The sequence below is a fragment of the Desulfomonile tiedjei DSM 6799 genome, assembly GCF_000266945.1.
Classification (GTDB): domain Bacteria; phylum Desulfobacterota; class Desulfomonilia; order Desulfomonilales; family Desulfomonilaceae; genus Desulfomonile; species Desulfomonile tiedjei.
Map to the genome: position 1 here is coordinate 1,240,739 of NC_018025.1, position 14,608 is coordinate 1,255,346.

General features: G+C 51.7%; 1 protein-coding gene. It reads left to right on the forward strand.

The annotated features are described in order from the left end of the window. The first annotated feature begins 24 nt into the window (after window positions 1–24). Window positions 25–14,586, forward strand: a complete 14,562-nt coding sequence (locus DESTI_RS05240) for a putative Ig domain-containing protein (RefSeq protein ID WP_014808923.1) — start codon at window positions 25–27, stop codon at window positions 14,584–14,586. Window positions 14,587–14,608 lie beyond the last annotated feature (22 nt).

The window sequence follows — 14,608 nt, forward strand, 5'->3', positions numbered from 1 at the left end:
TCTTGGCGAAAGCTGAGGTAAGTGATGAAAAAATTTATCGATTCCCTGTTTGTCAAATTCATCGAGCCCCTCGAAGTGTTCGAACAGTTGGAGGAGCGCATTGTTCTGGATGCGAGTATTGGGGCCATTACCGATCAAAACGTGCCTGAAGCTTCTACCATGAACGTGGATGTTCAGGCGACTGATGAGGGCGAGACGGGATTCACGTACAGCCTTGAAATTGACTCAGGCAGCGGCCCCCAATCGGTTGCGGATTTCAATGCCGGAGTCGGAGCGGATGTAAGCTTCAACCAGTCTACCGGACTCATCAGTTGGACACCGAACAACCATGATGTCGGCTCTTACACTTTCATTGTTTCTTCAAACGACGGCGGAAATGGATCGGCTCCTCATACCGATCAGCAGTCGTTTCAAGTTACCGTAGATAATATTGCACCGGTAATCACTTCCGTGGCAAACGGCACGTTCACGGAAGACGCCGGGCCTCAAGTCATTAATATTTCCGCTGACTTCAACTTGGGAGGCGCATTCAGTCTTTCCGGTGCTCCTGGATGGCTTTCTCTTACCACTGTGAATGACGGACAGAATGCCATTTTGTCAGCCGATCCGGGAAACGCGGAAACGGGTGTTCATGTCTTCTCGGTTCTCGCTGATGACGGTCACGGCGGTGTTACTTCGCAGATTTTCACTCTTACGGTAAATAATACGCTGGATTTTACCACCGCGGATAACGCTTCCGTTGTTGAGGACACGCAACTGCTGTTCGATGTACATACGGATTCCGAGCAATCCGGTAAACCGGTAACGTACTCTCTGACCGGCGCTCCCGGATGGGTGTCCATCGATCCGTCCACGGGAGTTATCTCCGGCAATCCTGACAACACGCTGGTCGGAAGCTACAATTTCGTGGTAAATGCCCAGAGTGCTGAAGGCAACCAGAGCCAGCCTTTTACTCTCACTGTTCAGAACGATGCTCCAGGCTTTCTCAATTTCGAGACTACAATTCATATGACGGAGAACAGCGGGAATCAGACCTTCGATGTCCAAAATGAGGATGAAGGTATTTCTCTGTCTGCAGTCCCGTACACAATTGTCTCGTTGGACGGAGGAACAGTTCCCTCCTGGTTATCGATTAATCAGTCAACAGGACTTATTACGGCAAACCCGCCACTCGGAACAGTGGGGTCTCACACTCTGGTCGTTCAATTCAATGACGGCAATGCTCCAGATGGAGTTCAACAGCAGACCTTTACGTTGGATATCGGAAATATCCCCAACGAGTTCACTTCTTCGGACGCCACAACCTGGACGGAAGACGTGCAGAATCAAAGTTTCAACGTCCAAACCGTAGAAGAAGGGCTACCGGGTGCGGGAGTTACCTACTCATTCGATTTGAGCGATCCGAAAGTTACCGGTGGAGGTCTGATCTGGGATAATTGGCTCCAGATCGATCCCACTACGGGAGTGATTCGACCGATCGACGACCTGTCTCAGCCTGACAACTCAAGAGTAGGCGATCATCACTTCACCATCGTTTCTACTGAATATACGGGAGCCTCCCCGGTTCTCCAGGATTTCACCCTCACGGTAACGAATACACCGCCGGAGATCGGTCTGCCGAATACGGTGAATGTTCAGGAAGACTCTACCGGCACTACATTCCAGGTGCAACTTACCGATCCTGAACCTGGTGCAGTGTTTTCTCTCATTAATCCTCCTACAATCGCTGGAGTTCAGGTTTCCATAGATCCCAATACCGGACTGATGACGATTCCAACCGGCGGCAACGTCGATGTCGGCGGAATCTACGTATTCAACGTCAGGGTGGACGATCAGCATGGCGGAGTGGCGACTCAGTTCTTTACCATTAATCTTGTGAACAAAGTTCCGGTTTTTACCGAACTTCCGTCTACAGGCGGTTCGGGATATCCCGAACTGAACGTGACCGAAGACTCTCCATTCTCCTTTGATCTGAATGTTGCCAGTCCGTTGAATGACGAAGCCGATGGGCCGACAACGTATTCGCTCCTTGGTGCACCCGGTTTCCTTTCCATAAATTCGGCCACCGGAGTGTTGAGCGGGACTCCTGACAATGGGGATGTCGGTTCATACACTTTTACCGTTCGTCTGAACGACGGTAAGGGTGGTGTTACGGACCAGGTGATGGTAATCAATGTGGCCAATGTTGCGCCGAGTTTCCCGGCCATTCCAAATGTGACCTGGATTGAAGACGGGGGTTATCAGTCATTCAGTGGTATCAATAACACCGACGAAGGCCAGGGCCCGGCAACCTATTCTTTCAGCGATGCGCCTTCCTGGCTGAATATCGATACGAACACCGGGTACATCTGGGCAGTTCCGGAGAATGCTCAGGTAGGAGCCTACTTCATAACGGTTACAGCGAATGACGGGCATGGCGGCGTGGTGTCGCAGAGCTTCACGCTCACCGTTCAGAACGTGGCGCCGTCCTGGGATCCCCTACGAGACCCGAGCAACGGATCTCCGCACTATGATTCCGTCATTGATATCAACGGTTCGACCCAGATTATCGATCTCCATACGACTGACGAGCGCTCGGACAATAATAACGAGTACATCCTGGATCTTCCTGCTCTCCCGAGCTGGCTGAGCATAGCCTGGGACGATAAGACCGGCCAGATCGTCGTCGATCCAACCGGTCCCGGAGTAAAACCTGCTACCTTCGATCTTGACATACCGATCCACTTCTTCGATGGTACGGTCACCATAGATCAAACCTTACAGCTCCATTTCACGGATATACCGCCCATCGACCCGATACAGTACGATCCGGGATTCTATTCACCAAATACCGTCACATGGCTGGAAGATGAACCCGATCAGGTGTTCAATGTACAGTGGCAAAATGAGAACGATGCCGGAGTGAGCTATCAGTTGCTTGCAGGCGCTCCCGATTGGATTTCCATAGACCCTATCACAGGCGTCATCAGTGCAAATTCAGGCTCGCCAACAAACGATCAGGTGACGTACGATCCGGTAAGTGGTTCACACACGCCGTACACCTTTACCGTAAGGGTGTTCGATCCTTCAGCATCCGGCGGATACGTGGACACGGTTATCAGACTCTATGTAGATAATGTCGATCCGATCTGGACCACTCCGCCTATGTCAGTCGTCTTTACCGAAGACGGAACTACTCATCCGGGATACAGTCCGAATAATACGGATGAAAACCACGGAACAGAGACGGAATACACACTTGCTGCAGGAGCCGATGCTGTACCTGACTGGCTGGCCGTCGATCGGTACACAGGGGAAATCTATGCTACCCGGACCCTCACGAACGCCGAAACCATGGGTACATGGAACATTCGAATTGTTTTTGACGACGGTCATGGAGGTGTTATAGATCAGACGCTCACGGTAACTCTGGACAATGTCCTGAATTTCACCACTCCAGGGAGTGCCTACTGGCAGGAGGACAGCTCCACACAATTCTCATTCGACGTCAATACCGATGACGATCCTGCAGTCACATACTCGCTTGTGGCAGGAAGTATTCCTACCTGGTTACAGGGACATCTTACTATCGATCCCTCAACGGGAGTTCTCAGCACAGACGCTGGATTTTCCGCTGATAACACGCTACCTGGAACGCATACGTTTGTGATCCATGCTGAAGACGGTCACGGCGGAGGCAATCAGACGTTTACGCTGATCGTCCCCAATAGAGATCCGGTGTTTACCCAAACGACATTCATTGGCGTTGACGGTATGCACGAAGATTCCGGCACGGATATTATAGACTTGCATACAGACGACGAAGGGCAGGGCACTACCTATTACACCTGGTCGGGAGCGCCGCAGTGGATGCAATTGGACCCGTTGACGGGCATTATAACTGCAGATCCCACGAACAGACACGTAGGCACCTACACCTTCACGGTCACTGCTCATGACCTGAATGGAAGCAGGTCCTTCGGGTATGTCGATCCGAGCGATCCGGACGGAATCACCGGAAGCACCACAGAGACGATCACCATTGAGGTAGTGAACCGCGATCCGGTGTTCTCTTCATCCGACAACACTACTGTCCAAGAAGATACCGCTCTGAGTTTCAACGTCCAGACAGATGATGAATTCGATGACAAAAGCGCACCGGGCACAACTTACAGCCTGGTAGGTTCCGGAGTCCCCTCCTGGATTAGCATCAACTCCAAGACAGGACTCATTACCGGGAATCCCACCAATGCCGAAGTGGGCGACTATACTTTCCTGGTGAGGGTTGATGACGGGAATGGCAGCGTTGTCGATCAGAACTTTACTCTCCACGTTACGAACAAGGCAGTAAGCTTCCTTAATCCACCGGGAACCAGTTACACCTTTACTCTGACAGAGGACGCTACTCCCGTACGATTCAATCTGTTGTCTGATGACGAAGGCCAACACAATCTCAGCGCTGGAACTCAGGTCTACTATTCTCTCGATCCTGCGACTACTCCGCCTGGCGTGCGGTTCGCCGACGACGGGTTCGGCTTCAATGCGGATGCGTATGGGTTCCTGTGCAGCACGAGTGGAGTCGTCGTGGTAAGTCCCACGAATTCCGAAGTGGTGAACGACCCGAACGGGCTGATTGTTCCTATTAAAGTGTTCGATGGCAATGGTGGAGAGGATACCATCAATTTCGTACTCAAGGTGCAGAATACCGATCCTGTGTATACGACGCCCAACGCCGTCATCTGGACTGAAGAGCAGCTTACCAATTTACCTTTTAACGTAAGCACCACGGACGAACCATTCGAACGTTTTTTTGGCGATAAGATCGATTATACGTTGATCGGAGCGCCGTCCTGGTTACAGATCGACGCCAAAACAGGGGAACTCTCGATCGATCCGTTGAGCACTCAGAATGCCGACGGGTCACCAGACAATCATCTGGTAGGAGTGTACACCTTCACCATTGATTTCTTCGATGGAACCGTTCACGCCTACCAACCGTTCACACTTACGGTCAACAACAGTCCGACGGACATTACGACTCACGTATCGGATCAGGTCATTACCGAAGACACGCTCCTCCAGATAACAAACGACATGGTGCATGCCATCGACGAATACTCGATGTACACCGAGGATTATTACACTCTGGAGATATCGCTCAATAACAACGGAACCTGGATCCGCATAGATGATGGAACCTATAATACGACGAACAACGCGTGGAATGGCGCTGATATCATATTCGATACCAAGACCGGAGCCATATCCTGGACTCCCAACAATGCGGATGTGCCCAAGATTCTCGATGCAGGCGTATATCATCATGCATTCAGGATCACGCATCATGACGGCCATGGTAGCTCCGATGTGGACACTTTTTTCATAACGATCGACAACGTCGAACCTACGCTTCCACAGGACCCGATTCCTCCGTTGATCCCGGACTGGGTGCTTACGGAAGATACTCTTTACAGCTACTTGCAAAACTACCTTCAGTCGGATGAAGAAGGTGTCGGGGTCACCTACAGACTACAGATCAGCGTAAAGGGAGATGGTTCCGACTGGACCGATTGGAATGCTTTTGTCGGAAATAAACCCAATGGGACCTACGGCGGAGCGATAAGCTTCAATACCCAAACCGGCGAGATCATCTGGACTCCAACCAATGCTGACGTCACTTTTGATGCGGCAGGCAACCCGACAGTGCCTTACAAGTTTCGTGTTCAGGCCGACGACGGGAATCCCACGAACAATCTTTCACCCTGGCGTGAATTTAGCGTAACGGTCCTCAATGCAGATACTCAAGTCGGTCGGAACACGTCATTTCAACCTCTCCAAGACCGAACCGTGAACGAAGATTCGCCCATGACCCTGGCAAACAATAACGTTGTGGCTCGAGATGAGCAGATTGAGGCTCCGTCAGGTTCTATAAGATTTTCGGATACGTATTTCGAATTGTGGATAGATGTTGACAATACCGGCCCGCTGGCTCCGGTCCTTTACACTGACTACAATGCAAGCAATGACGCTTTGGCAGCGGACATCACCTTCAACAGAGAAAACGGCGCAATCGGGTGGACTCCCAATGACCGCAACCTTGCGCTGAACGAAAACTCTCACCAGTTTCTGTTCATTGTAAAACACTTTGACGGTCGAGGGGATGAGGCTCAGGACGACTTCGTAGTGACGGTGAATAATCAGCCCCCGAGAATTACAAATATCGGTACATGGAATCTTGTTGAAGACGATACTGCGGCCAATTCAACCTACAATATCCAATCCGACGAAGAAAACCTCGGAATTGGCGTCACCTACAAACTGGAATTCTGGGACGGGGTGTCTTGGATTAACGTGACCTCCGGATATCAGCCTAACGGACCCACCGGTGGAATTATCAATTTCGATCCGGTCACCGGAGTAGTCGTATGGCAGACCACCAATGCAGACGTTACAGTTAATTCCCTGGGCGGACAAGATCGTCCTGCGTATCAGTTTCGGGTCTCAGCAGATGATGCTCACCCTGCAACCAGCTATACCAATCCTCCCCTCACATTTAATGTGAACGTGTGGAATACAGCCACGGATATTACTGATACAGGTCCCCAGGCACTCACGGAAGACTCTCCCTGGACGCTTGACGGTGCCTCGGTTTACGCTCGGGACGAGCAGATCGGTACGGGCACCTACTATTCGCTGCAGATCGATGACGGAACCGGGCCTGTTTCTCTTGCCACGTGGAATGCAAACAACGGTACAGGCAACGACATCGTGCTGAACACTTTGACCGGTCAAATCGACTGGACCCCGAACAACGCGGACGTGGGCAATTATACATTCACCTTGACCCATAATGACGGTCACCAGAGCACCGCATCCGACAACTTCACCGTAACGGTGACGAACGATCCGCCAACATTGACAGTCCCCGCCACCTGGGACGTGCATGAAGACACTCTTTTCACCCTGGATCAGTCGCTGGTGGATTCCAGCGATGAAGGTATCGGACCGTCGCAGTACATTTTGTATATAGACGGTGTACTCTGGACTCCGGGGTACAGCCCGAATGCCGGTGGCGGAGCGATCGTCTTCAACACCACGACAGGACAGATTGACTGGCAAAGCACAAACGCAGATGTGACAATCGATACGGGTGGAAACGTGTTCAGAGCGCCATACGAGTTCGTTATCACCATCGACGACGGACACGGAGGAGTACTCACAGCATCTCCTATGTTGGTGACAGTCACCAACGAGCCTACTGTCGTGGGTGATATTCCGAATCAGCCGATTTTGGAAGACGATCATCTGTACATCAATACGACTGCCACCGACGAGCAGGTGGGGCTCGGCACATACTACACTCTTGAAGTGGATGACGGATCGGGCTCGGTCGATGTGGTCACGTACAATCTGAATGCCGGGCTTGGAGACGACATCGATTTCAACGTGCTTACCGGCGAAATCAACTGGGATCCTAATAACGAGGATGTGGGCACGTACACTTTCGTGGTAACGCACTACGACAACCATAACACTTCAAGTTTCGACACGTTCCAGATTACGGTGAACAATAGACCGCCGACCATAACCAATCCCGGTCCTTGGACCTTGATTGAAGACGATACTGCGGCAAACTCAACTCTGGATATCTTCTCCGATGACGAGGCTCTCAGCGGAGGAGTGACATACCTCCTGGAAATCAGCCTGGACAATGGCCTTACCTGGTCAACGGTGACTTCCGGGGACCGGCCGAACGGCCCCACTGGTGGGGAAATTCTCTTTGATGAAAACACCGGCGTAATCGTCTGGCAGACGACCAATGCAGATGTCACCATAAATTCTTTGGGCTTGCAGGACAGAACTCCGTATCTGTTCCGGATATCGGGTGACGACAATCATCCCGGAGTGGATTACACGAATCCGCCGGTTCAATTTTCTGTCAATGTCCGAAACGATCCCACTAACATAACCGATATCGGGCCTCAATCCTTGACCGAACATGTGCCGTTTACACTTGATGGCGCTTCTGTGAACGCCCGTGACGAACAAATAGGGACCGGCACTTCTTACTCGCTCCTGATCGACAATGGTTCTGGATTCGTCACTCTGGCGACATGGAATGCAAATAATGGAACCGGCAGCGACATCTCTCTGAACACTTTGACCGGTCAAATCGATTGGACTCCCAACAATGCAGACGTGGGCAATTACACGTTTCGCATGATCCACAATGACGGCCATCAATCGACAGCTCCGGACGATTTCACCGTTTCCGTAACGAATGTTCCCCCTACACTGGATATTCCAATAAGCTGGGAAGTGCATGAGGATACGCTGTTCACGCTGGATCAGTCGGACGTGGACTCCAGTGATGAGGGGCAGGGGCCGACTCATTACACCTTGTATGTTGATGGCGTTGCATGGTACTCCGGATTCCGTGCGAATGCGGATGGCGGCGAGATAATCTTCAACACACTAACTGGCGAGATCGACTGGCAGAGCACGAATGCTGACGTGACCGTAGACTCGGGTGGTGCACCGTTCAGAGCGCCGTACGTGTTCACCATTGAAGTGGATGACGGTCATGGCGGAGTGACCTCAAAGACCATGGACGTCACGGTGACCAACGAAGCGACCGTAATCAGCGATATCACCAATCAATCGGTAACTGAAGACAATCACCTGACAGTATCCGAGCTGATCGTAACCGCAACGGATGAACAGGTCGGCCCGGGAACCTACTACACTCTTGAAGTAGACGATGGTTCAGGTTTTGTTTCTCTTACCACATGGAATGCGAATAACGGGGTAGGTGACGACATCTCATTCAACGCGACGAACGGTCAAATTGACTGGGATCCTAATAATGAAGATGTGGGAACGTACACGTTTCGCGTAACCCATTATGACAATCACAATACATCCAGCAGTGACACGTTCCAGGTTTCGGTAAACAATAGACCTCCTGCGATCACCAATCCGGGCCCGTGGACATTGATCGAAGACGATACTGCGGCAAACTCCACCCTGGACATTTATTCCGATGACGAGGCGCTCAGCGGAGGGGTGACGTATCTTCTGGAAATTAGTCTGGACAATGGTCTTACCTGGACAACAGTGACTTCCGGAGACCGGCCGAACGGCCCGACTGGTGGGGAGATTCTTTTTGATGAAAACACTGGGGTAATCGTCTGGCAGACCACGAATGCAGATGTTACCATCAATTCTCTGAGTGGCCAGGATAGGATTCCTTATCTATTCCGGATATCCGGTGATGATAGCAATCCCGGAGTCGAATATACGAATCCTCCGGTTCAGTTCTCTGTCAATGTGCTGAACGATCCCACAGATATAACCGACGTGGGGCCTCAATCTTTGACTGAAGATACGCCGTTTACTCTTAACGACTCTCTTGTGCAAGCCCGCGATGAAGAAGTAGGAACGGGAACTTCTTACTCTTTACAGATCGATAATGGATCCGGATTCACTTCCTTGGCCGCGTGGAACGCGAGCAACGGTATGGGAGCTGACATTTCTTTCAACACTTTGACCGGCCAAATCGACTGGACTCCGAACAACGCGGATGTGGGGAATTATACGTTTCGTATAACCCACAATGATGGGCATCAGTCAACAGCTTCGGATGACTTTAGCGTTTCCGTTGCAAATAACGATCCGACACTGGATGTCCCGATTAGCTGGGAAGTGCACGAGGATACGCTGTTCACACTAGATCAGTCGGACGTGAATTCCAGCGATGAAGGCGTAGGCCCCACCCAGTACACGTTATACGTTGACGGCATTGCATGGTACTCCGGATTCCGTGCGAATGCGGATGGCGGCGTAATCGTCTTCAATACCGCGACCGGCGAGATCGACTGGCAGAGCACCAATGCTGACGTGACTATAGATACGGGCGGTGGGGTGTTTAGAGCACCGTACGTGTTCACCATCGAAGTGAACGACGGTCATGGCGGTGTGGTCAGTAAGACCATGAATGTGGACGTGACCAACGAACCCACGATAATCAGCGATATTACGAATCAGACGATAACGGAAGACAGTCACCTGACGGTATCGGATCTGATCGTAACCGCTACTGACGAACAGGTCGGTCCGGGAACCTACTACACGCTGGAAGTAGATGACGGCTCGGGCTTTGTTTCTCTTGTCACCTGGAATGCGAATAACGGGACGGGCAACGACATACTCTTCAACACGATCTCAGGTCAGATCGATTGGGACCCCAACAATGCTGATGTGGGCACGTACACGTTTCGTGTAACCCATTATGACAATCACAATGCATCCAGCAGTGACACGTTCCAGGTTGATGTTGCGAACAACGATCCGACCCTGGATATTCCGATTAGCTGGGAAGTGCACGAGGATACGCTGTTCACTTTGGACGAGTCGGACGTGAATTCCAGCGATGAAGGCGTAGGACCGACCCAGTACACGTTGTACGTTGACGGCATTGCATGGTACTCGGGATTCCGTGCGAATGCGGATGGCGGCGTAATCGACTTCAATACTGCGACCGGTGAGATCGACTGGCAAAGCACCAATGCTGACGTGACTATAGATACGGGCGGTGGGGTGTTTAGAGCACCGTACGTGTTCACCATCGAAGTGAACGACGGTCATGGCGGTGTGGTCAGTAAGACCATGAATGTGGACGTGACCAACGAACCCACGGTAATCAGCGATATTACAAATCAATCGGTAACGGAAGACAGTCACCTGACGGTATCGGATCTGATCGTAACCGCTACTGACGAACAGGTCGGTCCGGGAACCTACTACACGCTGGAAGTAGATGACGGCTCGGGCTTTGTTTCTCTTGTCACCTGGAATGCGAATAACGGGACGGGCAACGACATACTCTTCAACACGATCTCAGGTCAGATCGATTGGGACCCCAACAATGCTGATGTGGGCACGTACACGTTTCGTGTAACCCATTATGACAATCACAATGCATCCAGCAGTGACACGTTCCAGGTTGATGTTGCGAACAACGATCCGACACTTGATGTCCCGATAAGCTGGGAAGTGCACGAAGATACGCTGTTCACTTTGGACGAGTCGGACGTGAATTCCAGCGATGAAGGCGTAGGCCCGACCCAGTACACGTTGTACGTTGACGGCGTTGCGTGGTATTCGGGATTCCGTACTAATGCGGATGGCGGCGAAATCGTCTTCAATACCGCGACCGGCGAGATCGACTGGCAGAGCACCAACGCTGACGTAACCATAGATACGGGCGGTGGAGTATTCCGGGCTCCGTACGTGTTCACCATCGAAGTGAACGACGGTCATGGCGGTGTGGTCAGTAAGACCATGAATGTGGACGTGACCAACGAACCCACCATAATCAGCGATGTTCCCAATCAGACGGTAACTGAAGACACTCATTTGACAGTATCCGATCTGGTGGTCAATGCAACGGATGAACAGGTGGGGCCGGGAACCTATTACACGCTGGAAGTAGACGACGGCTCGGGCTTTGTATCTCTCGGCACCTGGAATGCAAATAACGGAACAGGTAACGACATACTCTTCAACACGATCACAGGTCAGATCGATTGGTACCCCAATAATGCTGATGTGGGCACGTATACATTCCGCGTGACCCATTATGACAATCACAATGCATCCAGCAGTGACACGTTCCAGGTTGATGTTGCGAACAACGATCCAACACTGGATATTCCGATAAGCTGGGAAGTGCACGAAGATACGCTGTTCACGCTTGACCAGTCGGACGTGAATTCCAGCGATGAAGGCGTAGGCCCGACCCAGTACACGTTGTACGTTGACGGCATTGCGTGGTACTCCGGATTCCGTGCGAATGCGGATGGCGGCGTAATCGACTTCAATACTGCGACCGGTGAGATCGACTGGCAAAGCACCAATGCTGACGTAACCATAGATACGGGCGGTGGAGTATTCCGGGCTCCGTACGTGTTCACCATCGAAGTGAACGACGGTCATGGCGGTGTGGTCAGTAAGACCATGAATGTGGACGTGACCAACGAACCCACGATAATCAGCGATATTACGAATCAGACGATAACGGAAGACAGTCACCTGACCGTGTCCGATCTGGTGGTCAATGCAACGGACGAACAGGTCGGTCCGGGAACCTACTACACGCTGGAAGTAGATGACGGCTCCGGCTTCGTATCTCTCGACACCTGGAATGCGAATAACGGAACAGGTAACGACATACTCTTCAATACAACATCAGGGCAGATAGACTGGGACCCCAATAATGCTGATGTGGGCACGTACACGTTCCGCGTGACCCATTACGACAATCACAATACCTCCAACAGCGATACGTTCCAGGTTGACGTTGCGAACAACGATCCAACACTGGATATTCCGATTAGTTGGGAAGTGCACGAAGATACGCTGTTCACTTTGGACGAGTCGGACGTGAATTCCAGCGATGAAGGCGTAGGCCCGACCCAGTACATGTTGTACGTTGACGGCGTTGCGTGGTATTCGGGATTCCGTACTAATGCGGATGGCGGCGAAATCGTCTTCAATACCGCGACCGGCGAGATCGACTGGCAGAGCACCAATGCCGACGTGACTATAGATACGGGCGGTGGGGTATTCCGGGCTCCGTACGTGTTCACCATCGAAGTGAACGACGGTCATGGCGGTGTGGTCAGTAAGACCATGAATGTGGACGTGACCAACGAACCCACCATCATCGGCGATGTTCCCAATCAGACGGTAACTGAAGACACTCATTTGACAGTATCCGATCTGGTGGTCAATGCAACGGATGAACAGGTGGGGCCGGGAACCTATTACACGCTGGAAGTAGACGACGGCTCGGGCTTTGTATCTCTCGGCACCTGGAATGCGAATAACGGGGCAGGAGGAGACATTCTCTTCGACGGGACGTCGGGACAGATCGATTGGGATCCCAATAATGCTGATGTAGGCACGTATACATTCCGCGTGACCCATTATGACAATCACAATACATCCAGCAGTGACACGTTCCAGGTAAGGGTGAACAACGATCCGTCCTCTTTCACTGTACCGAGCCAGTGGACGCTGCACGAGGATGATGGCACAAACAATCCCGGCATTCCGTCATTATGGACTCTGGATGAGACATTGGTCAACTCCAGTGACGAAGGTGTCGGACCGACTCAATATACCTTGTACATAGACGGAGTGCTTTGGACGCCGGGATACAGACCCAATGGGCCCGATGGCGGAGAAGTCGTTTTCAACTCTTTGACCGGCGAAATACAGTGGCAGACCACGAATACGGATGTCACTATTGACACGGGAGGCGATCAGTTCAGGGCTCCGTATCAGTTCACCATCCACCTGGATGACGGTCATGGCGGTACTGCAGATAGAACTATGGACGTGAATGTAACCAACGAGGTCACCGTGATCGGCGCCATTCCGGATCAGGTAATTCAGGAGGACGGCATATCTCTCGATCTGAGTGATGCTGTTGTTCATGCCAATGACGAAAGAGTGGGCCCCGGCACTTTCTACACATTGGAGATTGAGCGTGATGGTGACCCCGGATTTGTCGATGTCAGCACCTATAACGCGACGAACAATCAAGGGTCGGATATCGCTTTCGATGCGACAACAGGCTCCATGAAATGGGATACCACCAATCGGGATGTGGGGCAGTATACGTTTCGGGTAACGCATCACGACGGGCATCAGAGCACGTCAGCCGAAGAATTTAACGTGTCGGTCCTGAATACCGATCCGGTGTTCACAACTCCCCCTCCTGACGGGGAAGTGATACGCGCCACACTGTGGTTCCAATATGACCCGAATACAACCGATGAAGGACAGCATGACTGGCGCGGCGACGACAATGTGACATACTCGCTGTTTCAGGCACCTTCGGGAATGACAATAGATTCGCACACAGGCTTCGTGCAATGGCGAACCGATCCTGCCTTTGCCGGGGACGTGCCCGTCACGATACTTGTTCTGGACGGAAACGGCGGTTCTGCGCTGCAGAGTTTCACGATCACCGTGGATCTGCCTGCCGGAGATATGCCGTACGAACCTCGAAACCCCGAGGTTTTCCCGATCGACAAAGGTCCTGACGAGTATCGCGAATCTCTGGAACGGTTCGATATAGGATCTCCCGATTATAAACAGTTGTTAGACAAGATTGTGTTCCCGGAGGATTTTCTGCGTCTGCCCGGTGGCAGCGTGGTCGGGGACATTTTGCATCCGAGTGATGACAGTCTGGAAGCCGTGTTGAAGAATTTGAGCAACGGTAATCTTCAGCAGCCGATTCCTGAATATCACGGGAGCGTTCCTCCTGTGACAAAGCTGGAAGGCTACACTCGTGAGGTGTTCTTAGGAAAACGGCTTTACTTCGATGCGGAAGAGATCGATTTGTGGGAACGAATGGAAGATTTGGCTCAGCCCAACCTTGGTGCGGCCGGGAGTACTTCACCCGAAACACCTCTGGAAGGTTACTCTGAAGCGGTTGAAGAAGGAAAAAGACTCAATTTCGGGTTCTTCCCCATTCAAGAGGCGGTATCTCTGAAACTGGAAGATCTTAAGATTGCCGATATTCTGGGATTATAAGCGTCGGGTCTCTGGCATTTTC